21 protein-coding genes are annotated in these 24,213 nt (G+C 71.4%); 12 read left to right on the forward strand and 9 right to left on the reverse strand.

The window, feature by feature from the left end; all coding sequences use genetic code 11:
- Positions 1-216 precede the first annotated feature (216 nt).
- From ACIP5K_RS19135 to ACIP5K_RS19155, 5 genes are all read left to right on the forward strand, one after another.
- Entirely contained in the window at positions 217-1,827 is a 1,611-nt protein-coding gene (locus ACIP5K_RS19135; RefSeq protein ID WP_401410933.1) for an FAD-dependent oxidoreductase, read from the forward strand.
- Positions 1,828-2,047: 220 nt separating this feature from the next.
- Complete coding sequence (locus ACIP5K_RS19140) at positions 2,048-4,177, forward strand: hydantoinase/oxoprolinase family protein (RefSeq protein ID WP_401410934.1); 2,130 nt, start codon at positions 2,048-2,050, stop codon at positions 4,175-4,177.
- Positions 4,174-4,767 (forward strand): hypothetical protein, encoded by a 594-nt coding sequence (locus ACIP5K_RS19145; protein WP_401410935.1) that lies wholly within the window; start codon positions 4,174-4,176, stop codon positions 4,765-4,767. Before ACIP5K_RS19140 ends, ACIP5K_RS19145 begins: the two co-directional genes overlap by 4 nt.
- Positions 4,768-4,770: 3 nt before the next feature.
- Positions 4,771-6,057 (forward strand): transporter, encoded by a 1,287-nt coding sequence (locus ACIP5K_RS19150; protein WP_401410937.1) that lies wholly within the window; start codon positions 4,771-4,773, stop codon positions 6,055-6,057.
- Positions 6,058-6,188: 131 nt separating this feature from the next.
- Complete coding sequence (locus tag ACIP5K_RS19155; RefSeq protein ID WP_401410939.1) at positions 6,189-7,214, forward strand: hypothetical protein; 1,026 nt, start codon at positions 6,189-6,191, stop codon at positions 7,212-7,214.
- Positions 7,215-7,251: 37 nt separating this feature from the next.
- On the opposite strand, the gene ACIP5K_RS19160 is transcribed toward ACIP5K_RS19155, so the two are convergent.
- The gene (locus ACIP5K_RS19160) at positions 7,252-7,383 is read right to left on the reverse strand and encodes a hypothetical protein (RefSeq protein WP_401410940.1); all 132 of its coding nucleotides are present in this window, start codon (positions 7,381-7,383) and stop codon (positions 7,252-7,254) included.
- 281 nt (positions 7,384-7,664) lie between these two features.
- Here ACIP5K_RS19160 and ACIP5K_RS19165 point away from each other — a divergent pair, with 281 nt between their 5' ends.
- The 3 genes from ACIP5K_RS19165 (at position 7,665) to ACIP5K_RS19175 (ending at position 10,221) form a co-directional block, all read left to right on the forward strand.
- Positions 7,665-8,327 (forward strand): esterase/lipase family protein, encoded by a 663-nt coding sequence (locus ACIP5K_RS19165; protein ID WP_401410941.1) that lies wholly within the window; start codon positions 7,665-7,667, stop codon positions 8,325-8,327.
- A 118-nt stretch (positions 8,328-8,445) separates the two neighbouring features.
- Positions 8,446-9,429: a sphingomyelin phosphodiesterase gene (gene sph / locus ACIP5K_RS19170; RefSeq protein WP_401410942.1), complete on the forward strand. Its 984-nt coding sequence runs from the start codon at positions 8,446-8,448 to the stop codon at positions 9,427-9,429.
- A 129-nt stretch (positions 9,430-9,558) separates the two neighbouring features.
- Complete coding sequence (locus ACIP5K_RS19175) at positions 9,559-10,221, forward strand: hypothetical protein (RefSeq protein WP_401410944.1); 663 nt, start codon at positions 9,559-9,561, stop codon at positions 10,219-10,221.
- 94 nt (positions 10,222-10,315) lie between these two features.
- On the opposite strand, the gene ACIP5K_RS19180 is transcribed toward ACIP5K_RS19175, so the two are convergent.
- From ACIP5K_RS19180 to ACIP5K_RS19190, 3 genes are all read right to left on the reverse strand, one after another.
- Entirely contained in the window at positions 10,316-10,642 is a 327-nt protein-coding gene (locus ACIP5K_RS19180) for a plasmid stabilization protein (RefSeq protein ID WP_401410945.1), read from the reverse strand.
- A 145-nt stretch (positions 10,643-10,787) separates the two neighbouring features.
- On the reverse strand, positions 10,788-12,149 hold the full coding sequence (locus tag ACIP5K_RS19185) for a DUF1254 domain-containing protein (RefSeq protein WP_401410946.1): 1,362 nt from the start codon (positions 12,147-12,149) through the stop codon (positions 10,788-10,790).
- Positions 12,150-12,349: 200 nt separating this feature from the next.
- Positions 12,350-12,781, reverse strand: a complete 432-nt coding sequence (locus tag ACIP5K_RS19190; protein ID WP_401410948.1) for a methylglyoxal synthase — start codon at positions 12,779-12,781, stop codon at positions 12,350-12,352.
- 385 nt (positions 12,782-13,166) lie between these two features.
- Here ACIP5K_RS19190 and ACIP5K_RS19195 point away from each other — a divergent pair, with 385 nt between their 5' ends.
- Both ACIP5K_RS19195 and ACIP5K_RS19200 read left to right on the forward strand, forming a co-directional pair.
- Positions 13,167-14,981 (forward strand): glycoside hydrolase family 15 protein, encoded by a 1,815-nt coding sequence (locus tag ACIP5K_RS19195; protein WP_401410949.1) that lies wholly within the window; start codon positions 13,167-13,169, stop codon positions 14,979-14,981.
- A 105-nt stretch (positions 14,982-15,086) separates the two neighbouring features.
- On the forward strand, positions 15,087-15,728 hold the full coding sequence (locus ACIP5K_RS19200) for a hypothetical protein (RefSeq protein WP_401410951.1): 642 nt from the start codon (positions 15,087-15,089) through the stop codon (positions 15,726-15,728).
- 143 nt (positions 15,729-15,871) lie between these two features.
- On the opposite strand, the gene ACIP5K_RS19205 is transcribed toward ACIP5K_RS19200, so the two are convergent.
- The 5 genes from ACIP5K_RS19205 to ACIP5K_RS19225 all read right to left on the reverse strand — a co-directional run bounded on the left by ACIP5K_RS19205 (position 15,872) and on the right by ACIP5K_RS19225 (position 21,605).
- A complete protein-coding gene (locus tag ACIP5K_RS19205; protein WP_401410953.1) occupies positions 15,872-17,233 on the reverse strand; it encodes a hypothetical protein in 1,362 nt (453 codons plus the stop codon).
- A 440-nt stretch (positions 17,234-17,673) separates the two neighbouring features.
- The gene (locus ACIP5K_RS19210) at positions 17,674-18,312 is read right to left on the reverse strand and encodes a dihydrofolate reductase family protein (RefSeq protein WP_401411359.1); all 639 of its coding nucleotides are present in this window, start codon (positions 18,310-18,312) and stop codon (positions 17,674-17,676) included.
- Between the two features lie 656 nt (positions 18,313-18,968).
- Positions 18,969-19,430: a spore-associated protein A gene (locus tag ACIP5K_RS19215; RefSeq protein ID WP_401410955.1), complete on the reverse strand. Its 462-nt coding sequence runs from the start codon at positions 19,428-19,430 to the stop codon at positions 18,969-18,971.
- A gap of 567 nt (positions 19,431-19,997) precedes the next feature.
- Positions 19,998-20,603, reverse strand: a complete 606-nt coding sequence (locus ACIP5K_RS19220) for a DinB family protein (protein WP_401410958.1) — start codon at positions 20,601-20,603, stop codon at positions 19,998-20,000.
- A gap of 78 nt (positions 20,604-20,681) precedes the next feature.
- The gene (locus ACIP5K_RS19225; protein WP_401410960.1) at positions 20,682-21,605 is read right to left on the reverse strand and encodes a TIGR03620 family F420-dependent LLM class oxidoreductase; all 924 of its coding nucleotides are present in this window, start codon (positions 21,603-21,605) and stop codon (positions 20,682-20,684) included.
- A 662-nt stretch (positions 21,606-22,267) separates the two neighbouring features.
- On the opposite strand from ACIP5K_RS19225, the gene ACIP5K_RS19230 reads away from it, so the two are divergent.
- Positions 22,268-23,275 carry a hypothetical protein gene (locus ACIP5K_RS19230; RefSeq protein WP_401410963.1) on the forward strand — a complete coding sequence of 336 codons (1,008 nt, stop codon included), beginning with the start codon at positions 22,268-22,270 and terminating at the stop codon, positions 23,273-23,275.
- Positions 23,272-23,937 (forward strand): hypothetical protein, encoded by a 666-nt coding sequence (locus ACIP5K_RS19235; RefSeq protein ID WP_401410965.1) that lies wholly within the window; start codon positions 23,272-23,274, stop codon positions 23,935-23,937. The genes ACIP5K_RS19230 and ACIP5K_RS19235 overlap by 4 nt, the downstream gene beginning before the upstream one ends.
- Positions 23,938-24,213: the final 276 nt, after the last annotated feature.

Here is a 24,213-nt window from a genome sequence, read left to right on the forward strand (position 1 = left end):
CGTAAGGCGCCCCGGCCACCTGCTCCGCACCCCGGCCGGCGGCTCCGCGTCCCGGTTGTCTTCGCGCACCCGCACGCCGGGGGCGCCACCGCAGCCACCAGGGCCACTTGAGTCACCGGGGCCACCGGAGCCCCCCGCGTTCGGAGACCACCAGTACCACCCGCACCAAGAGCGCTACCCGCACCAAGAGCGCAACCCGCACCACAAGGAGAGTCAGTGAACACCCAACCCGACATCCTGGTCGTCGGCGCCGGGCTCGGCGGCGTCGCCGCCGCCCTCGCCGCCTGCCGCGCCGGACGCACGGTCGTCCTCACCGAGGAGACCGACTGGATCGGGGGCCAGCTCACCTCGCAGGCCGTACCCCCGGACGAACACCCGTGGGTCGAGCAGTTCGGCGTCACCGCCTCCTACCGCGCCCTGCGCGAAGCGATCCGCGGCTACTACCGCGACTGGTACCCGCTGCGCGCCGAGGCCGCCGCCCTCCCCGGCCTCAACCCCGGCGCCGGACGCGTCAGCAAGCTGTGCGCCGAACCCCGCGCCGCCCTCGCCGCGCTGGAGGGCATGCTCGCCCCGCACCGCGCCTCCGGCCGCCTCACCCTGCTCACCGAGCACCGCCCCGTCGCCGCCGGGACCGAGGGCGACACGGTGCGCTCCGTCACGCTGGAGGACCTGCGGGGCGGCGGCCGGCGCACATTCACCGCCCCGTACGTCCTGGACGCCACCGAGACGGGCGAACTGCTCGAACTGGCCGGCGTCGAGCACGCGCTGGGCGCCGAGTCCCGCGCCGAGTTCGGGGAGCCGCACGCCTCCGAGCAGGCCGACCCGCTCAACCAGCAGGGCATCACCTTCTGCTTCGCCCTCTCCCACCACGAGGGGGAGGACCACACGATCGAACGCCCCGCCGACTACGACTTCTGGCGCGCCTACACGCCCGACTTCTGGCCCGGCCCGCTGCTCGGCTTCCTGGCCCCCGACCCGCGCAGCCTGGAGGCCGTCCCGCGCACCTTCGTACCGAACCCGGAAATCGATCCGCTCGCCGTCAGCGCCGACCAGTCCGCCGACGCGGGCGACAAGGAACTCTTCGGCTTCCGCCGCATCCTGGCCCGCAAGCTGCACCAGGACGGCGCCTTCGACTCCGACATCACGCTCGTCAACTGGCCGCTCAACGACTACTGGCTCAAGCCGCTGATCGGCGCCGGCGCGCAGGCCTCCGCCGAGGCGGTCCGCGAGGCCAAGCAGCTGTCGCTGTCCGTCCTCTACTGGCTTCAGACCGAGGCCCCCCGCGCCGACGGCGGCACGGGCTTCCCCGGCCTGCGGCTGCGCCCCGACGTCGTCGGCACCGAGGACGGTCTCGCCAAGGCCCCCTACGTGCGCGAGTCGCGCCGGATCAAGGCCGTCACGACCGTCACCGAGCAGGACGTCGCGATCGACCTGGTGGGCCCCACCGGCGGCACCCGCCACCGCGACTCGGTCGGCGTCGGCAGCTACCGCATCGACCTGCACCCCTCGACCGGCGGCGACAACTACATCGACATCGGCTCGGTGCCCTTCGAGATCCCGCTCGGCGCGCTGATCCCGCGCCGGGTGAGCAACCTGCTGCCGGCCGGCAAGAACATCGGCACCACCCACATCACCAACGGCTGCTACCGGCTCCACCCGGTCGAGTGGAACGTCGGCGAGGTCGCCGGAGCCCTCGCCGCGCACTGCCTCGACGAAGGCCTGGAGCCGCGCGCGGTACAGGCCGAGGACAAGCACTTCGAGACGTTCGCCGCCCTGCTGGAACGCTCCGGCGTCGAGCGCCACTGGCCGCAGGTACGCGGCTACTGAAAGACCCACCGGCGAACCGGGAGACCCACCGGCGAACCGGGAGACCCACCGGAGAACCGAGAGACCCACCGGAGAACCGAGAGACCCACCGGAGACCGGGAAGCAGCACGGCGCGCCCGGCCGCCCGGGGGCGGGACGGCCGGACGGTTCAGCTCCACCTGACCCGTCCGGCCCACCGCCCGCGTCAGCGCCGACAGAGCACAAGGAGGTGCCCGGACCAATGACCACTCACCGCATCCGCGTCGGCATCGACGTGGGCGGAACCTTCACCGACGCCGTGGCCGTGGACGCCACGACCCTCGCCCTCGTGGGGCAGGTGAAGGTTCCCACCAGCCACCATCACGAGGACGGCGTCGCCCACGGAATCGTGGAAGCGCTCGACCGACTGCTGGAACAGACCGGAAACGCCCCTGAGGACGTCTCCTTCCTGGCCCACGGCACGACACAGGCTACCAACGCCCTCCTGGAGGGCGACGTGGCGACCGTCGGTCTCGTCGGGCTCGGCGGCGGAGCGGGAGCGGCCTTCACCAAGCGCCTCGCCGCCCTCGGCAGGACCGACCTCGTCCCGGGGAAGAAGTTCCCGCTCGTCTACGCGCACGTGGCCGACCCCGACGACCGGGCCGCGGTGGAACGCGCCGTCGACGAGGTGATCCGCGCCGGGGCCCGGGTCGTCGTCGCCACGCAGCCCTTCAGCGTCGACCGCCCCGAGGGCGAGGACGCGGTGCGCGAGGTGGCCGCCGCCCGGGGCGTGCCGATGACCGCCGCCCACGACATCACCTCCCTGTACGGCCTGCACAAGCGCACCAGGACGGCCGTCGTCAACGCGGCGATCCTGCCCAGGATGTTCGCCACCGCGGACCTCGTGGACGCCTCCATCACCAAGGCGGGCGTCACCGCCCCGCTGATGGTGATGCGCTGCGACGGCGGCGTCATGTCCCTCGACGAGATGCGCCGGCGCCCCCTGCTCACCGTCCTGTCCGGGCCCGCCGCCGGAGTCGCGGGCGCACTCATGCAGGAGCGTGTCAGCGAGGGCGTCTTCCTGGAGACCGGCGGCACCTCCACCGACATCAGCGTCGTGCGCCGCGGCAAGGTCGCGGTCACCCACGCCACGCTGCTCGGCAAGGGCTCCTACCTCTCCGCGCTCGACGTGCGCACCGTCGGCGTCGGCGGCGGCTCGATGGTCCGCGTCGGCGGCGGCCGGGTCACCGGCGTGGGCCCGCGCAGCGCACACATCGCCGGCCTGCCCTACGCCTGCTTCGCCGACGCCGCCGACTTGGAGGGCGCCACCCTCGCCACCGTCCGGCCCACCCCCGACGACTCCGCCGACCACGTCGTCGTGGACGCCCGGGGCGGCCGGTACGCGCTCACCATGACCTGCGCCGCCAACGCGCTCGGCCGGGTCCCCGAAGGCGACTTCGCCCGCGCCGACCGGGCGGTCGCCCGCGCGGCCCTCGCACCGCTCGCCGCCGCCCTCGGCACCGACGTGGACGGCGCGGCGACCCAGATCCTGGACGCGGGCGTCGCCCAGGTCGGCGCGGTCGTCGACGCACTGCTCTCCGACTACCACCTGGACAAGGACACCGCGATCCTGGTCGGCGGCGGCGGTGGCGCCGCCTCCGTCACCCCCCACCTGGCCGCGGTCACCGGCCAGGAGGGCCGCATCGCCCGCCACAGCGAGGTCATCAGCCCGATCGGCGTGGCCCTCGCCCTCGTCCGCGAACAGGTCGAGCGGATCATCCCCGGAGCCGGGCAGGAGGACATCCTCGGCGTCCGCGCGGAGGCCGAGCGGGCCGTCATCGCCCAGGGCGCCTCCGCCGACGCGGTCGAGGTGGAGGTCACCGTGGACCCGCAGACCAACACGGTCCGCGCGATCGCCACCGGCGCCACCGAACTGCGCACCCAGGACCGCGCCCACAAGGCCGACGACGCCGAACGCCTCGGCCTGGCCGCCAAGAGCCTCAAGGTCCCCGAGAGCGAGGTCCGCACGCTCGCCAGGACCGGCGCCTACACCGTCTACGGAACCGAACGGCGCCGCAGGTTCCGCGGCGTGCACCATCCCGTACGGGTCGTCGACGCCGACGGCGTGGTGCGCCTGCACGCGGCCGACGCACAGGTGGAGATCAGCACCGTCGGCTCCGCACCGCAGACCCTGGCCACCCTCGTGGACGCGGCCACCGCCTACGGCGACGGCGGGGTGCGCGCCCCCGCGCTGCGGCTGCTCGTCGGCTCCCGCATCGCCGACCTCTCCGGCGTCCTCGACCCCCAGCCGCTGCTGGCCCTGGCCCGCACCGAGCTGGAGGGCAGGCCCGCCGACGAGGCGGTCGTCGCCCTCGTGGAGGAACGCTCATGAGCACCGTCACCGCCGCCCGCGCCGGCGCGGAGCTCGCCGCGACCGCGGACGTCGAGCACGGCGCCCGCTTCCTCGGCTCGCTCGCCCTGCACGAGGGCCGCGACCCCGCCCAGCTGCGCCGGTGGGCGGCGGCCGCCGCGGCGTTCGGCGCCGGCCTGGCCCCCTGCGGCGCGGACTCCCGGGTGCGGATCGTGGAGAGCACCGGCGGCCTGGAGCGCGGACTCCTCGCCCGCTACACCTCCCGCCCGCCCACCGTCGAGCTGTACACCGACTCGGTGGCCGCCGCCGAGCGCCTCGTCCTCGCCCACGGGTGGCGGGACTGGTTCCCGGCCGGCTCGGTCCGGGCCGCCGCCCTCGCCCACGAGACGGTGCACGAGCGGCTGCACCACGGCCCCGGGCGCGCCGCGCTCAAGGCCGCCCTCGGCCACACCGTGCTGCGCCTGGGCCGCCTCCGCGTGGACGGCCACGTCGCCGGCGCCGAGGAACTCGCCGCACACGCCTACGCGCAGACGGTCTGCGGCCTCGGCCGCAGCCCCCTCCTGCTGTCCGCAGCCCTGGCCGCGTCCGCGGCCCCGGCAAGAGAGAAGTGAGCCATGGGCATCGTCATCCTGATCATCATGGCGGCCGGTGTCGCCGCGATGCTCACCAAGAAACTCCCCACCGCCTTCGCCCTGGTCCTGCTGGCCGTCGCCATCGCCTGCGTGTCGGGCGCCCCGCTCACCGGCAGGAACAGCGTCCTCGACACCGTTCTCCAGGAGGGCGCGCCCGCACTCGCCGCGACGATGATCGCGATCCTGCTCGGTTCCTGGCTCGGCAAGCTGCTCGACGAGACCGGCATCGCCGGCACCCTCGTCCGCAAGATCGTCGAGTTCGGCGGGGACCGGCCGACCGTCGTCGCCCTCGGCGTGCTCCTCGTCTCCACCCTGATCGGCACCGTCACCGGCTCCGCGCCCGCCGCGATGCTCGCCGGCCTCATCGGCATCCCCGCGATGATCGCCGTCGGCATCCCGAAGGTCACCGCGGCGGGCACCATCCTCATGGGCATCGCCGCCGGCATGCCCTTCGAACTGCCCGTCTGGCAGTTCTTCTCCAGCGCCCTCGACCTGCCGGTCCCCGAAGTGCGCCACTTCATGATCCAGCTGTTCCCGTTCGCGCTGTCCGCCGCCGTGGCGTTCGTCCTCGTGGAGACCCGCCGGCACGGCGTGGAGCACGCGTGGGCCTTCCGCACCGAGGAGCCCCGCTCCAAGGCCGCGCGCCGTCGCGCCCGGCTCGGCGACGCCCCCTGGTACGCGCTGCTGACGCCGCTCGTCCCGCTGGTGCTCGCCCTCGGTCTCGAGATCGCGATCATCCCCTCGCTGCTCGCCGGCGTCCTCTACGCCCTGGTGACCACCACCCGGCCACGGGACATGAACCGCCGACTGCTGCGCACCCTCTACAGCGGCTTCGAGGTGGCCGCCGCCCCCATCACCCTCTTCGTCGCGATCGGCATCCTGCTGGCCGCGGTGAAACTGCCGGGCGCGGTCGACGCCCTCGAACCGCTCGTCAAGGCCGTCACCCCCGACAACCCGATCCTCTTCGTCGCGGTCTTCACCCTGCTGGTGCCGCTGTGCCTGTACCGCGGCCCGCTCAACGTCTACGGTCTGGGCGCCGGCATCGCGGGCGTCCTCATCGCCACCGGCATCTACCCGGCGATCGCGGTCCTGGGCATCACCGCCTCGTACAACCAGGTCTTCGGCGTGGCCGACCCCACGAGCACCCAGACCGTGTGGGCCGCCCAGTACTCCGGCGTCAGCCCCCAGCAGGTCATGGTCCGCACCCTGCCGTACGTGTGGTTCGTGGCCTTCGGCGGCTTCGTCGTCACGGCCGCCGTCCACCTGTAACACCCGCCGGGGCGGCGCCGGGAGCCACGCACCGCACCCACGGCGCCGCCCCGCCTCCGGCACGACCCGCACCCACGCGCACGCACGTACGTACGCACCCAGACATCCACCTCTCCGGGACGGAGCACCGCATGTCCGCGTCGCACAACCCGAGCCGCCGCCTCTTCCTCCGAGGCGCCGCCGCCGGATCGGCCCTCGTGGCCGTCGGAACGGCCGCGGGACCCGTACACGCCGCCACACCCGACGGCGTCGCGGCAGCCGCCGCTCCCGGCGGCTTCCCCGACTACCGCTACGTCAAGACCCTGCTCACCCCGGCCCAGCTCAGGTACAACCCCACCGGAGAGATCATCTTCCCGTGCCTGCGCGGCACCGCGGGCCGCCTCGAACGTCCGCTGGGCCGCTACTACCTGTACTACGCGCCGCACGACGCGCCCGGCGGGATCTGCCTCGCCTACGGGGACCACATCGAGGGCCCCTTCACCGAGTACCCGCACAACCCGGTCGTCGCCAACGTCTGGGACCCGCACTACGCGGTCAGCCACGTCTCCTCCCCGCACGTCATGTGGAACGACAGCGCCCAGGAGATGTGGCTCTACTTCCACGGCGAGAACACCACGACCCGCCTGGCCCGCTCCAAGGACGGCGTCGACTTCACGTACGACAAGGTCGTCCTGACCACCGCCATGCTGCCCGCGGGGACCACCGAGACCTCCTACGCCCGCGTCTTCCCGTACGAACTGCCGTCGAGGAACGCGCACTTCGTGATGCTGTTCATGCTGAACAACACCACCAATCACCGCGACATCCACTGGGGCTGGTCGGCGGACGGCCGCACCTGGACCTTCGACCAGAAAGCACTGGTCAGCCACAGCGACGTCGCCGCCGTCAACGTCGGCGGACCGCACCTGCTGACCCGCGACGGCAGCGCCTTCGTCGTCTACAACAAGGACAAGGAGAGCGGCGGCGACCTCATGATCACCGAGGTCGGCGCGGACTTCACCCTCCGCAGGCACCTCGGCCGCTTCTACGACTCCTCGACCGGCGCTCCGGACAACGGCCGCAGCGCCTCGCCGAGTTTCGGGACCGAGGGCGGAGTGCCGTACATGGTGTACGAGTCCGGGGAACGCCTCCAGGGCACGATCGCCGTCGCCCGCTGAGCGGCGGGGCGCGTCCGACGGGCCGGCCGGGCGGCCGCTACTCGGAGAACGGCTGCACGACGGGCTCGGTGTGGTGCTCGGACTCGACGAACGCCGCCGCCGCGGCCACGCCGAGGACACCGGCGACGGACGCGACGAGAAGGGCGGCGGTGGCCAGTGCCTTGTGCATGCGGATCATCCTCCGAGGATCCCGGGGTTCGGCTACGTTACGCCATGCTACGAGCGGGCCGACGGCCACCCGCGACGGCGAACGTCCCGACCGGCAGGGCTTTGTACCCCTGCCGGCCCGGGGCGCGGGCGGGCAGCGCGCCCCGTGCGCCCCGCGCGCACCTCTGTCCATCCGTGGACCAAGGCCCTACCATCCAGTAGCTCCTGAGCAGTGATCAGCGGATCGCACCGGGTCCGCGCCGTCCCCGAACGTCGGAGGTCCCGATGCACCGTCGATGCGCCGTGCTCCTGGCTCTGCTGAGCGCGTTGGCCGGACTTCTGGGGGCGGCGCCGACGGCGTCGGCGGCGGGACACCGGCCGGTGGTGCTGGTGCACGGCTACAACGCGGACCCGGGGGTGTGGGGCTCGCTGGCGGACGACCTGAAGGCGTCCGGCTACGACGACGCGGAGATCTTCCGCTGGTCCTACGACACGCACGCGTCGGTCAACGAGACCCTCGCCGACCGCTTCGCCGCGTACGTGGAGGAGGTGCGCGGCCGCACCGGCGCCGACCAGGTCGACGTCGTCGCGCACTCCTTCGGCAGCCTGCCCGCGCGCTGGTACCTCGCCTTCGGCGGCGGGACGGCCCGGGTCGCCCACCTGGTCTCGCTCGGCGGCCCCAACCACGGCACCTACACGGCGTGGGCGTGCGCGGCCTGGGACCAGGCGTGCCGGGACATGTCGCCGGGGAGCTATGTCCAGAAGCGCCTGGCCGCCGGGGACGAGACCCCGGGAGCCACGCGGTACGCCACGTTCTGGTCGGACTGCGACGAGGTGATCAACCCCGACAGCAGTGTGCCGCTCACCGGCGCCGCCAACACGGCGGCCGGCTGCCTCGACCACAACGCACTGCTCAGCGACGACGCCGTGGCAGCGGGGGTCCGCGCGTTCCTCGCCGCTCCGTGACCGCGCGCCGCGCGTCCGGCTGATCGTCGACCGGGCGCCACCCCGCGCACGCCCCGACGTCACCGGCCCTGTCTGAACTGTCCTCCGCCCCGCCGAATCCGTCGCCCCGGGAGTCCCCTTGCCGCGTGTTCCCCGCCTCCGTCCGCACCGGATCGTCTCCTGCGCCGTGCTCACCCTGGCCGCGGCCCTGGCACCGGCCCCGGCCGTCCACGCGGCGGACCCGGTCCCCGCGCTGCGCGTGCTGACGTACAACACGTTCCTGATGAGCCAGAGCCTGTATCCCAACTGGGGACAGGAGCACCGGGCGGGCGAGATCCCCCGCGCCGCCTTCTTCCAGGGCAACGACGTCGTCGTCCTCCAGGAGGCGTTCGACAACTCCGCGTCGGACAGCCTCAAGCGGGCCGCGTCCGCCGCCTACCCCTACCAGACCCCCGTCGTGGGACGGAGCACGAGCGGCTGGGACGCCACCAGCGGCGCCTACTCGTCCACCACCCCGGAGGACGGCGGGGTCACCCTGCTCAGCAAGTGGCCGGTCGTGCACAGGGAACAGCACGTCTACGCGGACGCCTGCGGCTCCGACTGGTGGTCCAACAAGGGATTCCTCTACGCGGTCCTCGACGTCGGCGGCACGAAGGTGCACGTCGTCGGAACGCACACCCAGTCGACGGACTCGGGATGCGGCGCGGGCGAGGCACAGGCCGACCGGGCCCGGCAGTTCAAGGACATCGCCGCGTTCCTCGACGCCAAGCACATCCCCTCGGCCGAGGAGGTGATCGTCGCCGGGGACATGAACGTGGACTCGCACGGATCCGAGTACGCCTCGATGCTCACGAACGCGGGCCTGACCCCCGCCGACAGCCGCACGGGGCACCCGTACTCCTTCGACACCCAGGACAACTCCATCGCCCGCTACCGCTACCCCGACGACCCGCGCGAGGACCTCGACCACGTCCTCTTCCGGCAGGGGCACGCCCGCCCCGCCGCCTGGAACAACGACGTCGTCGCCGCGCACAGCGCCCCCTGGACCGTGTCGAGCTGGGGCAGGAGCTACACGTACTCCGACCTGTCCGACCACTACCCCCTGGTGGCGTCGGCGCGCTGACTCCCCGCCCGCCGCGCCGGTCCGCCCCTCCCGGCCGCCCCCGGGGTCTTCACGCTCCGCTCCCGCGTGGGTACGCTCCGTGCATCAGGGTGGGGGTTCAAGGGGAGCCCGGACCGAGGGGGATGCTTCGTGATCAAGCAGGCGTACGTACAGACCGGCGACAAGCCCACGCCGGGGCTCAAGGACATCAGGGACCGGATCGCGAAGGCGGTGGACGCGACGGAGGGCGGTACCGGCATCGAGCGCCTCTCGTGCTGGCTCCAGATGCCGGTCGATGCCACGTTCGGGAAGATGAAGGACAGCAACTGCCAGGGGCGCGCCAAGGCCATCGGCGCGCTGCTGAGCCCCGGGAAGGGCGGTCTCTTCACGCCGGCCGACCTCGGGTCGGTGATGAGTGCCCCGGCCGCGTGGGCCGGCATCGACACGGCCCTGAAGGCCGAGCGCGCCGTGTACGTCAACGGGCCGGCCGAGCACGTGGGCGGGGCCCGGAGCAAGTTCACCAGCGGCTTCCACGTGATCGTCTTCCTGGCCGTCGGGAAGGACGCCGACGACCACGTCTACTACCTGGGACTCGACCCGGACGTCAGCGCCACGGTGGAGTCCCGGGCGGCGTGGACGACGCTGGTCGGAGGGGAGCCCGGGACGAAGCCGGAGGAGTTCACCACGGCGAGGAGCCTGGAGGTCGTCAAGTCGATGCTCCTCGGTGACGAGGAGGGCGGCTTCGGCCCGCAGGTCCGCAAGTACTACGTCGACACCACCGCGAAGTTCCCCAGGATCAACCGCTACGGCTGAGCCCGTCGGTCGCCGTCGACGACCACCCCCGGCCCGTCCCGGCCGTGCACCGGCGCGGCCGGGGCGGGCCGGGGGTGGTGCTGTACGGCCCGGGTCAGCGGTCCAGGGCCTCCAGCAGTTGCTGCTTCGTCATCGACGACCGGCCCTTCACGCCGCGCTTCCTGGCCTCCGCGTAGAGCTGGTCCCTGGTGCGGCCCTGGGCCCCGCTGTGGGAGCGCTCGCCGCCGCGCTGCGAGGCGGACTTCCTGTCGCGGGTGGAGGTCTTGCTCGCCGTCTCGGACTCCCCGGCACGCGCCCGTTCCTTGTTCACCGTCCGCGCGGCGATCTCCTTCGCCCGTCCCGTGGAGACGCCGCGCTTCTCGGCGCTCTCCTTGATGTGCTCATACTGGCGCTCACGCTTCGCATTCGAGCCCGCAGGCATGTCGTTCTCCTTCCGGACGAGGGCGGACGCAGGTGCGCGGACCTCTTCACGTGGCCCGGTTGTCCACCGCCTCCCACCCCAAACGGGACTCCCACTCTCGCCCGCCTCGCGGTGCCCCGCGACGGGAACGTGCGCGCGTTCGCGTTCAGCGGTCGACGCGGACGACGGGCGGGGGTGCGTACCGGCCGGTGAGGATGTCCGGCGTGGGCAGGTACTGGCGCAGGATCAGCCGGAACAGGACGCCGGGCTCGGTGGTCGGCAGCCAGTTGGCCTCCTTGTCCGGGCCCGGATTCTCGCGCTGGAGGTACAGCGTGAGGGAGCCGTCGGGGCCGTACACGAGGTCCTTGGTGAGACTGCCGAGGTGGTATCGGCCGATCGGGTTCTCGACGAGGAAACCCTGCGGGTTGAGATACATGGTGACCGACCAGAAGGCGTCGACCGGCGGGAAGTCGTCCGGCCCGAAGCGCATCTCGTAGCGGTGCTCGCCGGAGAGCGGGTCGCCGTCGCCGTCGAGGATGGCGCCGATGTAGTACGCCTCCTTCGCGCTGTTGGCGAGCAGGCCGAGCTGGGCGATCTCCAGGCGCGAGAAGTAGTCGGTGCCCCAGTCGCCGATGGTGTCGACGTCGACCATGACCCAGCCGTTGCGGGACGGCCCGGCGAACGGCATGTCCGCGTACAGGTCGCGCAGCCCGTCGGCGACGGCCCGGCGCAGGCCGTCGACGGCCGCGGGGTGGAGCCGGGAGGCGTCGAAGGGGTGGTGCGGGGTGATGCCGATGCGGGCGATCAGGCCGAGGACGCCGGCGTCGGCGGCCGGGGGCGGGCTCGCGCTCAGGCAGTCGGCGAGCATCCGGTAGAAGTCCAGCGGGTCGCCTCCCTCGCTCCGCCAGTCGCGGGCGGGCGGGTTGGCCGACGGGTCGGGCTTGGGCGCGGCCGGGTCGGCGGGGCGCAGGGCGATCCGCTCCTGGAGGGCCACGGCGGCGGGGACGTCGTCGTCGAGGATCGTGACGCGGGCCAGGAGGCAGACCAGGGGAGTGGGAGCGGTGATCACCCGGGTGATGCCGTCGGGGACCGTGCCGCGCCAGCCGGGCCCGGCCAGCAGGTAGTCGCCGCCGGTGGTGTCGCCCATGCGGGTGCCGACGTAGCCGAAGCTGTTGGTGTACATGTCCAGCAGCTGCACCGTGAAATAGCGGTCGGTGACGGGCGGCACGGTGAGGACCACCGCGCCGCCGGACAGGTCCACGAAGGTGCGCGAGTACGGGGCGTCGACGATCGGCGTGACGAAGTACGTGTCCTTCGGCTCCGCGCGCCGCGGTGTGTGGTGGATCTCGTTGATCGCGCCGAGGTGTGTCGGCGCCGTGGTGTCGACGTGCCACTCCCACAGGCTGCGGTGCATCTCCAGGAGCGGGAAGCCGTAGCGGAAGGCCGCCATGCCGAGCCAGTACCCCTCGTCGGCCCGCGCCGTCTCGTGAGCCGTGGCGATCTGCTGCTTCAACGTCTGAGCGTCCATACGGACTCCGATCCGATCCACCGGGAGAGGGGTGTGAGCCCTTCCACCGTCATCGCAGTCCGGGGGGTCCGCAACCGCGTCCGCCTGCGCCTCCTCATCTGCTCACCGCGTCCACGTCGGTCCCGGCGGACGGAAGGGTACGCCCGCGAGCGCGGCGCTGCCGGGACCGATGCTCGGGCGTCCCGGCGTGGCCCGGGCTGTCACGCGTCGGGGGCGCGGCGTGCGGGGGGACGGTGCGGCGTGGGTGTGAGGACGCCCGGTGCGGTCGCGGTGAGGAGGCTTTCGACGAGGAGGTCGGCGGTGGCCGGGTTGGTGGCGGTGGGGACGTCGTGGAGGGTGGCGAGGCGGAGCAGGGCCTGGACGTCGGCGTGGTGCGGATGGGAAGCCAGGGGGTCCCAGAAGAAGACCAGGGCTCCCAGACGTCCCTCGGCGATGGTGCTGCCGATCTGCTGGTCCCCTCCCCAGGGGCCGGAATTGACGGTGTCCACCGGCAGCTCCAGGTGGCTGGTCAGCCAGCCGCCGGTGGTGGCGGTCGCCATGAGGCGGTGACGGGTGAGCGTCTCGTGGTGGCGGATGGACCAGTCGGTGAGCAGGGACTTGCAGTTGTCGTGGGCGACCAGGGCGACGAGCATGTTCGGTCTCCAGATTCCGTTTGTCCGTGGAAGGGGGCTCGGCACACGCCGTCCGCCCCTGTACGGCTACGGCGGGCGCGGGCGGCTGCCCGCCCGGCGGGACGTGGTGTGCCCTCGCGGTTCCTCCGAGGCACCGGCCTTTTCCTGATGGAACGCGTGCCCGTCGCCCTGCCCGCCGAACGGGACCCGGGCGGCCGATGCGTGAACGCGTTGAGAGTGGTCCGGCCGCGGCCGGGGGCACATCGGCGACGAGATCGCCGGCATTCAACGCATTCACCCAACGATCGCGGTGCCGAAGGGAGATGCCGGACCGCCCGGGTACCTGAGAACCGAGATCTCCGGTCGATGCGCAGAGAGACGGAGAGATGCGGAGAACGGACTCGCCATGCCTCAGCGTCGCATTGAGGATTTCGGACTCGTCAGCGACATGCAGACCGCCGCTCTGATCGGCAGGGACGGGACGGTGGAGTGGGCGTGCCTGCCGCGTTTCGACTCGCCCGCCATTTTCGCGAACCTGCTGGGGACCGAGGGGAACGGCTTCTGGCGCCTCGGCCCCGCGACCGCCGAGGGGTGCGACCCGGAATCCACCGGACGTCGTTACCGCGGCCACACCCTCGTACTGGAGAACAGGTGGGACACCGCCACCGGCAGCGTGAACGTCATTGATTTCATGCCGCCCAGGGGGGACGACCCGCCGCGCCTCATGCGCATCGTCGAGGGGGTCGACGGACACGTGGCGATGGCGTCCCGGCTCCGGATGCGCATGGACTACGGGTCCGTGGTGCCCTGGGTGGAGACCCGGGGGACCCGCACCCGGGCCGTCGCCGGGCCCGACTCCCTGTGCCTCGACACCGACGTACCCACGTACGGCGCGGACCTGACGACCTGCTCGGACTTCACCGTCGCCCAGGGGGAGCGCGCCGCCTTCTCCCTCACCTGGAACCCCTCCCATCTGCCGCTCCCCGCCGTACCCGACGCGGAGAGGGCCCTGGAGGAGACGGAGAAGTTCTGGACGGGCTGGGCCGGCCGGTGCACGTACGACGGGCCGTACCGGGACGCCGTGGTGCGCTCGCTGCTCACCTTGAAGGCACTCAGCCATGCCCCGACGGGCGGCATCGTCGCCGCCCCCACCACGTCGCTGCCCGAGGACCTGGACGGCGTCCGCAACTGGGACTACCGCTTCTGCTGGCTGCGCGACGCGGCCGTCACCCTGTCCGCTCTGCTGCGCACCGGGTACCGGTCCGAGGCGCGGGCCTGGGCGTCGTGGCTGGTGCGGGCCGTCGCGGGCGATCCGGAGAACCTCCAGATCATGTACGGCATCGCCGGAGAGCGGCAGTTCCCGGAACGCGAGCTGGACTGGCTCTCCGGCTACGAGAACGCCCGGCCCGTACGGGTGGGCAACGCGGCCCGCTTGCAGGTGCAGCTGGACGTGTTCGGCGAGCTGGCGGAGACCCTCCACCGGGCCCGTCGGGCCGGTCTGCCCGCGGGTCCGGCCGATCACCTCCAGGTGACACTGATCCGCTCTCTTGAGGAGCGCTGGCAGGAGCCCGACGCGGGCATGTGGGAGGTGCGGGGGCCACGGCGCCACTACGTGCACTCCAAGGTCATGGCCTGGGTGGCGGTCGACCGTACCGTCGGGCTGCTCGAATCCGGGGTCGTGAGCGGCCCGCTGGAACGCTGGAGGAGCCTGCGCGAGACCATTCACCGTGACGTCTGCGCGCGCGGTTACGACCCGGGACGCAATGCCTTCACGCAGGCGTACGGCTCGCGGGAACTGGACGCCGCCACGCTGCTGATCCCGCAGACGGGCTTTCTGCCGCCGGACGATCCCCGAGTGGTGGGAACCATCGAGGCGGTCCAGCGTGAGCTGACCACCCCCGACGGCTTCGTACGGCGCTACGACACCGACGGCGCACGGGTGGGAACCGACGGACTGCCCGGCGACGAGGGAGCGTTCCTGGCGTGCTCGTTCTGGCTCGCGGACGATCTCGCCCTGCTCGGACGGGTGGACGAGGCACGGGAGCTCTTCGATCGGATCCTGAGCACCCGCAACGACCTCGGACTGCTCGCCGAGGAGTGGGACGGGCGGCGTCGGCGTCAGGTCGGCAACTTCCCGCAGGCCTTCAGCCACGTCGGGTTGCTGGACACGGCACTGCGGTTGGAACAGGCCACCGCGCTCGCCCGGCCGTCCCGGACATGAGCCACGCCGGTACCGGTACCGGGGCCGCACGACTGCGCCGGGTCGGCCGGGCGGGGGACCGCCGGCGCCGTCCGGCCGGCCGAGGCAGCCGCCTATGCTCGGCCCGTGCAGCCACCTTCCGACAGCGGCAATCCGTTGATCACGGCGTTCCCGGCCGAACTCGCCAGAGATGCCGCGGCAGTCCTGGCGGTTATGCCGGCTCCCCGGCTCCAGCCGCTTGCCTCGTTCCCGGTCGCTGTGGAGGGCCGGCAGGTCCTGATCCCGGGGCGCCTCTACAACGACGAGCCGCCGGCCGCCGCGGTGGCGTCGCTCTCGCCACGCCAACAGCAGCTTCTGCACTGCCTGTACTCACGGCACTGCGACGGCATGGTCAGACAGCGTCACCTGGAGAAGGTCGTCGGCTGCACGGACTCATGGGTCGTCCCCTTCGTCGTCCAGCTGGTCGGCGAGTACGTCGTGGAGATCCTGGTCGTCATCCGCGACGCGCTCCGTGACCTCGCCACGCCCGGCACCCGCGGCAACCTCGCCTACGGGCGGTTCATCGTGGACAACCCGGCCTTCTTCGCGCGCACGCAACGGCGGGTCGTCAGCTACTGGGACTGCTATTACCGGGTCGCCTACACGAGCTTTCGGGGCTACCCGGGGTGCACGCTTCTCGATCTCCTCCGGTCCGCCGCCTCCGACAGAGCAGGACGCCCCTGGCCCAACCTCGCTCCCGCCGGCGCCAGGACGCACGGCTCCTGCTAGCACCTGGCCGGGCGGGGCCGTCGCGGTCAGGAGTGCGGGTCTCGGGCCCGCACGGTCGCGGACCGGCTCGGCCACGCGCCGGGCGCACGCATGTGGTCCACGCATGTGGTCCACGCATGTGGTCCACGCATGTGGTCGGAGCACTAGGTGGCGGGCCTCATGGCGTGCGCGCGTTCGAGCAGGGACCTGGCCCGGGGGTGCTGGTGATGGGGGCGCAGCTGGCGTCGCAGGAGGCCGAAGGCATGGTCGGCGCTGGACGAGTGGAGATGCGCGTAGTGGCCGAGGAAAGCGTGCCATTGCCCGCACGACGCTTCGAGCTCACCCGCCGCGAGGAGCTGTTGGGCGAATTTCGCCCGAGTGAGGGCGGCGGGCCGGTGATGGCCGTCGGGGCGGTGGTGAATGGCGGACAGGTACGCGGTGCGGGCCTCGCCGGGTTCCCCCAGGGCGTGGAGCGTCTGGGCGCGCTGGTAGTCGAGGGCGGCCTGGGGATAGTCGGTGAAGGGGCCGGCGGGGCTCGACGCGCGGGCGTGGTGCCGCTCGGCGGCGTGGAGGTGGCTGCGGCTCTCCTGCCGACGCCCCAGGAGCGCGAGGGCGACGGCCTGGTGCGCGTGGAGGAAGGACCGGATGGCGGGGCTGGTGCCGGTGGTGGTCCGGTGCAACGCGGCGCGCACCAGGTGATGGGCGTAGCGACGGTTGCCCAGGCGCAACGCCTGGCTGCTGAGGGTGCGCAGGGTGATGACGTACAGGTCGCGGTCGCCGGCGTGGGCGGCCAGGCGCAGCGTACGCAGGAGGTACTGCTGGGCAAGCCCCTCGTGGCCGCTGTCCGCCGTCATCTCGCCCAGTTGATGCAGGAGTTGAGCGGCGGCGGTGAGCACGTCGCCACGCAGCCGCTCCGGCTGGCCGAGTCCGATGATCCGCGCGGTGTCGTGCGCGAGATAGGAGGCGAGGGCCGTGCGGGCGTGGGCTCCGCCGTGGCGCAGGTAGAGGCCGGGGAAGATGCGGATCATGTCCCGCATGCTCTCCAGGTGCTGGTCGGTCGGTAAGCCGTCCAGGAGGAGCAGGGGCACCGGGGCGAGGGGGCGGGCGGCGACGGCGGGGAGGGCCAGCGTGGAGACCGTGTAGGCGGTCGCGGCCACGTAGGCGTGCCGGCTCGGGTCCGTGTCGGCACGCACGAGGTCGAACAGGCCGTGCACGCCGTCTGCTTCCGCCGTCCCTCCGGCCCGGCCGGATCGCGCGGGTGGAGCGGCGGGAGGCTGGGACAGGCCCGCGTCGCCGGGAGTGACGGGGCGTGCCAGGCGTTCGGTGAGGGCGGCGGCGATGAGGGAGGGGACCGCTCCTCGGGGGTGGGAGCCGGAGAGCCAGTGGGCGACCGCCGTCCGGTCGTAGCGCAGGCGCATGCCCTGGGCCGCGCCCAGGGCGTTGACGGCGCGGGCCAGCTCTCCGGCGGTCCAGTCGGTCTCGGCGAGGAGGGCCGCGAGCAGATGGTTGGGTTCACGTTCAGCCATGCCGCCCTCTGGGACTTGAGGTTGCCGAGCGAATATTCCGGTTGCTGATCTCATCGGTTCACTGCCCGTCGGCACGCGGTGTCAGACGTGCGTTTTCGGCCCAGTGAATGGTCTCCGCACGATTCCGCTTGTGCCTCTGTCTGGGGATGAGCGGGCAGGTGGGGCGGGTGTGTGTCGTGGGGGGAAGCCGGGCGGGGACGGGTGACGGGATTGGCGTGTGCGCGTGTTTCTCGGGTTGGCTCGGTTTGGCTCGATGTCGTGGATTGAGAGGAGAGGCCGGAGGGGAGCGCGCCGAATGTCGAACGCCGTCGGGACCGCGTCGCGGGGGCGTTCGGCGGCTGCCGTGGCCGAGCCGTACCGAGCTGCCGCGGCGACCCGGTGGCCGAGTCGGGTCCGGCCCGGCCACCGCCCCGGTGCTGCTCGGCCGCGGCGTGTCCGCGTCAGCGGCGGATCAGCACGGCGTGCGTGACGGTCGGCGAGCCGACCATCTCGGACACCTCGTAGCCGTCGATGCCGTCACCCAGATTGTCGAGCAGTCGCTCCCCGTGCCCGACGAGCATCGGTGCGATCGCCAGGTGGAGTTCGTCGATCAATCGGGCGCGCAGATACTGTTGGACGACCGCTGCGCCGCCGCCGATACGGACGTCCTTGCCGCCCGCGGCGTCGAACGCGCGCTGAAGGACCGTCTCAACGGGCTCGTCGGTGAAATGGAAGGCCGTACCGCCGGCCATCTCCAGCGTCGGGCGCAGATGGTGGGTGTGCACGAAAACGTCGTGGTGGTAGGGCGGGTTCTCGCCCCACCAGCCTCTCCAGGACTCGTCCTCCCACGGCCCGCGCTGCGGCCCGAACATGTTCCGCCCCATGATCGTGGCGCCGACGTTCTGATCGCCGCGGGTGAAGTAGTCGACGTCGATTCCGGTCTTTCCCGCGGCGGAATCCGCAGCCGCGGAGACGAACCAGCTGTGCAGGTCGTCACCCCAGCCGACGCCGTCCCCGAACGGGGCGTCGAGTCGCTGGTTCGCACCGGCCGCGAAGCCGTCGAGGGAGATCGTCACGTTGTGTACGCGGACTTTGGGCATGGCCGTCACCTCTCGTGTTCCTGTCGCTCTCTCACCCGTGCGTCGAACGGAGCTCGCCCGGATCGACACCCCCGCGGAGATTCTTCCGGCGGCAGGCCGGTGCCCGGCACGGCCCGTTTCTCTCCTGCGTCCTTGTACCGCGGCTGTCTCCGCTTGCGGCGCCGCGACCGTCCGGCGTGTCGCCGATGGACCGGATGCCGATGACATGACCCTTGAGTCTGGGCAGGACGCACGCGCCGACCCGCAGGCAGCCCACCCCCGGACCACGGCCGTCAGAGGCATACGGAAGGTCCTGGATGGAGGGCCTGTGCAACCAACTGATCGTGGACCAGGTGGACCAGGATGTGGAGGCCGTCACCTACCTGGGACACCCACCTACGCGACGTGGCGGACCGGCTGCGCCGCAGCGAGCCCACCCAGGAGAGCGGTCTTCCGGAAAGAAGACCGCTCCCGGACTCCGGTGTCCTGTGTGTGCTGGCCCACGGCTATCTCGAAATCCAACGCGGACCCGCCGCCGTCGCGATGCTTACCCGGGCCGGGAGGCCCGTAGCCCGTCGTGACCAATAGCTATTCCGGGCTCCGACGGTCCGCCGGTGACCGGCCGCACCTGCGCCGCTGCTGTCCGCGTTCCAGGGCCTACCGGGGCCTACCGGGGCCTAGCGGACGCGTGCGTCGCAGTTGGTCCAGTTCTTCCCCGCGACCTCACCGTTGATCTCACCGCGCCAGCTCATGCACATTCCGCGGCCGTCGAGAAAGACGGGCCCGGCGTAACTGGTGTAGTAGCCGTCATCGATGACGTCGGCGGTGTTGGTGCCCAGCCCCAACGAGGCGACCATGTGCACTGCGGCGCCCTTGACTGCGCGCACAGTGACGACGCAGTTTTCTCCGGTGGTGGCGCTGTAGGTGAGGTACACCGTGCCCAGTTTCCCGATGTCGGCGGAGTTGACGACGCTGTAACCCGCACCGCACGACCCGTTGTAGGCCGCCACGTTGGCTGCGGCCTTGACGGTCTCGGTAGGCGTGGCGAGCGGTGCGGCGGCTGTAGCGGTGCCGGCGGCGAGCCAGGCTGCGCCCAGTCCCGCAGTGGCCACGGCCGCGATTCGTCCAAGAGTGGTCATTTTCTGTTCCCCCGTACGTCGATGCTGTCCTCGAAGAGTGCGGGTGAGTCATCCGCACCATGTGTCGTCAGACCCGGTACCGGGGCGTTCCGTTGTCCCGACGGACACTGCTGTGACAGGACCGGGACAGTTGGTGCGAAGCGGTCGAGGAAGCGACCGGTGCCGCCAGCGACAGCGGTGCCGTTGGCGTGGGCGTCGACACGGTCAGCGGGTCCACGATGCCGGAACAACTTGTCGCCCTAGCGGCGGCGTTGGCCTCGGCACTCCAGTCGCCGCCGGACCCGGCCGCAGCGGTGACGGACACCGCCCCGACGCCAGAGGCATGGGTATGAACGGTCTCCCGCGAACGAGGGAGCGGCGCGGAGTCTGACCGACTATGTCAGGTCATCTCGTCGGGAACCCGTTTTCTGGTGGTGCATGGGCCATGACCTGAATGACCAGCGGAATGAGAGGCATTGAGATCCGCCCCTTGCATGCTGGACCGCGCGTGGCCCGGATTCTGATTCGGGCCGATAATTGGGCCTCCCGCGGATCAGTCCTGACGTCTGGCATCTTGCCGCTCGGACATCACGTCACATGGGATGCCGCTTGCCCCTTACGTGATGCGGCCGATCTGGCGGCCCGCTCGATCTTCGCGCAATAGGCGGCGCGAGCTGCTTCATCGATCTGTGTCTCGTGCTCGGGGCGCATCCCGGTTCGGCCGTCGATGCCTTCGCGCAGGATATCGGCGTGCCCGGCATGCCGATTGGTCTCGCCGAGGACATGGACCAGGACGGCGAACAGGGTCGTGTTCTGATACGGCTCCGGCCACCACGGCACGAGGCCGGGGGCATCAAGAGGAAGCTCGTCGATCGTCGCGTCCGAGTTCTCCCACGCGTGTCGGTAGGACGCGATGATCTGATCCCGCGCCTCGTCCTCAGTCGCCCAGAGATCGCTCCCGTCCTGGTCATGCCACCGGGGCAGCGGTTCCGGGGAAGGCCGGCCGAAGACTTCACCGAAGTACTTGGCCTCGACGCAGGCCACGTGTTTGACCAGGCCGAGGAGGTTGGTCCCGGTCCTCGTCAGAGGTCGGCGGACATCGTATTCGGACAGGCCGTCGAGCTTCCAGAGCAGCGCTTTGCGGTCCCGCCGCAGTCTCCCGTGCAGGTTGTCCTTCGCGAGGTCATCGATCATGCGGCATGAGCCTGCCATGGGCTACACAAGGCCTCAAGATCCCCTACGCGGCACGCGGCACGCGGCACGCGGCCACCTCTAGGGGTTGGAAAGCAGTTGCTCCCCACCGACCCCCACGCGGCCTACGGCGTTCCTCAACGGCAGGGCTTGGGCCAGTGCACGCCACGCGGCGAGCGGGAACCCGTACGTCGGGTCGGCGACGACCTGGACAGCGACATGATCGGCGCCCGCGGCGAGTCGCTCGACGATCCGTTCGGCGATCCGGTCGAGGGTGCCCCAGGCGAAGAGGGCGTCGATGAGACGGTCGCTGCCGTGGTCTGTGAGGTCGTCCGCGGTGAAGCCCGAACGCAGCCAGTTGTTCGCGTAGTTCGCCTGGGCGAGGTAGGGGGCGAGTGCGGTGCGGGCCGCCGCCCGGGCCGCTCCCGGGTTCGTCTCCAGCACGACCGATACCGAGGGGGCCAGCAGGGGGCCGTCTCCGAGCAGCTCGCGGGTGTGTGCGGTGTGGGCGGCGGTGGTGAGATGCGGCTGGACACCCGCGGCACGGGTGGCGGCCAGGCGCGTCATTCTCGGGCCGTGTGCGCACAGGAGTCGCGCGGTCCGGGGGATCGGCGCGGGCAGGCCGTCCAGATCTCCGAGATAGTCATGGAGAGATGTGTACGGGCGGTGATAGTGCTGGTCGGTCCTCGGGTGGCCCACACCGAGGCCGAGGAGCAGACGGTCCCGCATCGGCGAGGGCAGCGCGTGGTAGGCCGCCGCGAGGGCCCGGGCGGGTTGATGCCAGATGGATACGCAGGCGGGAGCGACCATGGTGCGCTTCGTCGCGGCGAGCAGCTCCGCCGTGGTGACGAGGTCACCGCGAGGATTGCCTCCCGGGTTGCCGCCGAGCCAGAGCGTTCCGTAACCCATTTCCTCGAGTTGAGCCGCCGCCTCACCCGCCGCGGCGCGGTCCCCGTGGGTGAGGGCCAGACTCCAGATACCGATGCGTCCCAGGTCGAGGTCCATGGCCTGTGTCTACCTCTTGGTGGACGGGGCGAGAGGGTGGGCGAGTTCCAGTGACCGGAACAGTGAGGGCATTCGTCCGAGAGGCCACCCTTGACCGGATACCTCCGTAGAGCCACCAGCTAACAAGTCGTCATCGACGCCGACACCGCCTGATCGTCGTAGTCGACCACCCTCTGCCCACCAACCGCGACGATTGCAAGGCGTGGGCGGTGCCGGGCGCGAAGGCCGTCGTCGACAAGTCCATGACGATCGCCGACAGCGGCCATCCGGGCAGCCCCGGGCTCGTCGTGCCCGCACTGCCCGCCTCAAGGACGAGGACGTGCCGGACCGGAAAGAAGCTCACAACAGGTACCACAACAAGGCCCAGCAGCGGATCCGCTCCCGCGTCGAGCACGGCTTCGCCCGTAGGAGGGCCCGGAAAATGCTCTGCGCCTGCCGCCTCGAAGGCGACGGAGTTCATCACGCCATGCGCTCGGCGTTGCACACCTGCACAACTTCGCCCTCGCCGAATGAACGAGCGTCCCCACACACCCCTGACACCCGGGTGCGGCGACTCAAAGAGGATTTGAGGATTTAGGAACACCCCGTAGCTCGCGCATTCCTCACTCGCGCCCACCCAGCTCGGCTCTTGAGGTTTCTCAGCCGGGCGTTAACCTCGGCGGATGATTCCCGAGCCGCCGTCGAAGGTCATCACGCGTCACCGCGACGGGCGGATCCACGCCTATGCCGTGCGCGCCGGCCTCTACGGGACGCTGGAGCCCGCAGCAGTGTTCAAGCCGCGGGATGGTGACGAGGTCGTCGCGTCGGTGGCCCGGCAGGATCTGGAGCGGGTCGTGTACACGACCCTGAACGGAGTCGTCTGCCTCACGCGCGCCGGCGACCTCATGTGGGCCTCGGACTTCGCACCGCACTCTGACCTCCGCCATGGCCACCAGCCTGGCTGTGCGCTGTCTCTGGACGGTCGGACGGTGTGGGTCTACCGGCCGGACGCGATGGCGGGCCGCGGGGGCGGGGACCAGTGGGTCGTCTATGACGCCGACAGCGGTGTGGTCGTCGCCCGCCGGGAACTGGGGACGGTCGGGCACGGCGCCTTCCACCACCTACATCCCGTGGACGGCAGCGTCTACATCGACATCGGTGAGGGCCAGGACGGCTCCGTCATTCTCCGGGGCACGGGCGGGGCGGACAGCCGGCCGGAGTTCGTGACCTATCCGTGGCAGGACCGCTGCCTGATCGACCTGGCTCCGTCCGGACAGCAGTTCATGACTGTGGACCACGGGCAGGCGGACGTCGCCTTCCACGACCACCCCGACGGGGGCGTGCTCTTCACCCTCCCCGTCGCATCCTTCGGGTACGACCCGGAGGATTCCTTCGTGGAATGGGGCGGCGGCTACCTGACCGAGGACACGGCCATCGTCATCCTGGGCGGTGAGAGTCAGGAGGGGGAGGAGTGGTTCCGTTGCCACCTGGTCGACGTACGCACGGGCACCCTCAGCGGCGAGTTCGCCGTCGAGGTGAGCGACCCGTACGAGCTGGTGCCCCTGGGCGACGGTTCCTGGCTCACCGGCGGCCCCGACGGCGACCCCGTCCGTTGGTCCCGGGCTCCGCAGCCGTCGGTACCGCCGCACCCGGCCGCACCGACCTCTCCGTACGAGAGGCGGCGACCGTGACGGCCGACCCCCGAGTGCCGCTGATTCCTAGGCGGCCTGAAGGCTTGAGCCGGCGAGCGCAGTACTTCGTCGAGGGACACGGACTGCGTGTTCCACACCGCGACCTCAAGCCCCTTCGCGAGGTGTGGCTGCGGCGAGGGATTCCGGATGCCGAGATCGACCGGGCTGTCGCCTTTCAAGAGCTCTGGGGCGGTCTGGCCCTGCCTCCGGCCCCGGCGTACGAGGGCGGCCCCCGCGTTCTGGAAGCCGATGCCCCCGAGCACTCGTCCGCGACCGGTTGGCGGTTCCCGGCCGGAAGCTGCCGCGTCTCCATGGCCCACGGGTTCATGATCGGGCCAGGAGGTGAGTTCGGGATCGACGCCGACCACTGGACGCCGCTGCACGCCAGCACAGAGGGCTGGGTGGAAGCCCTGGCGCTGGTCAGCCACGCGGGCTACTGGGCCGAGACCATCACGAAGATCAAAGGCAGCGCCGTCGATGACCTGAACCTCGACGGATTCAAGCCGGTACCCGAGGTCCAGGGGCTCGCTGACACCTGGTGGCGGGGCAAGGACTCCCTCATCGCCATCTACCGCGGCGAAGCCATAGGTTTCAGAGCCCCTCACTGCCTGAGGGCCCATATCTACGGCGGGCTCGACGCGTGGGGCCTGGCCGGCAACTGACCCGGTATGTGCAGCCGCAGCAAGCCAAGCTACCGGGCTCGGGCGCGTAGTTCATGGCGTCAGTGATCGGTCAGTTCGCGGCGACACCATCAAAACGGACCGAACTATGGTCACGATGGGGAGGCTTGGCCTCGATAGCACGGCCTTCAGCTCGGCTCGCCTGGCCAGGTGCGTCATGCTTGAAGCAGAGTCCCGGCATTCGACGGTATTCACGTGTACGAGTGCCGTATCAGGCAACGTTCGCCCCGTCGTGAGGTGTTGCCCGGTTGCTGTGCT

It is taken from the genome of Streptomyces sp. NPDC088785 (assembly GCF_044750685.1).
Classification (GTDB): domain Bacteria; phylum Actinomycetota; class Actinomycetes; order Streptomycetales; family Streptomycetaceae; genus Streptomyces.